This window comes from Oleiphilus sp. HI0061, assembly GCF_001635675.1.
Genome location: NZ_LWFE01000865.1, coordinates 1 through 510, shown reverse-complemented (window position 1 = coordinate 510; position 510 = coordinate 1). Strand labels below are relative to the sequence as shown.

Annotated in this window: 1 pseudogene; it reads left to right on the top strand. The window is 48.4% G+C overall.

What is annotated here, in order from left to right:
- A pseudogene (gene carB / locus A3735_RS10235) lies at positions 1-510 on the top strand (carbamoyl phosphate synthase large subunit); the annotation flags it as partial.

Genomic DNA, 510 nt, shown 5'->3' with positions numbered 1-510 from the left:
AAGCGTACCGACATAAAGAGTATTCTAATACTAGGCGCCGGCCCTATCGTCATCGGGCAGGCCTGTGAGTTTGACTATTCAGGTGCTCAAGCGTGTAAAGCGCTTCGCGAAGAGGGTTATCGAGTTATCTTGGTTAACTCTAACCCGGCAACCATTATGACTGATCCTGCAATGGCCGATGCGACTTATATCGAGCCGATTACCTGGCAGACAGTTGAAAAGATTATCGAGAAAGAGCGCCCTGACGTGTTGTTGCCAACAATGGGTGGTCAGACTGCATTGAACTGTGCATTGGACCTAGAGCGCGAAGGTGTGCTTGATAAGTACAACGTTGAAATGGTTGGAGCGAATGCTGATACCATCGACAAAGCGGAAGATCGTGAGCGCTTTGATAAAGCAATGAAGGCAATCGGCCTTGAAACACCGCGTTCTGCGATTGCTCATAGCATGGAAGAAGCGCTTCAGGTGCAAGACTCTTTAGGCTTCCCTTGTATTATTCGACCTTCTTTC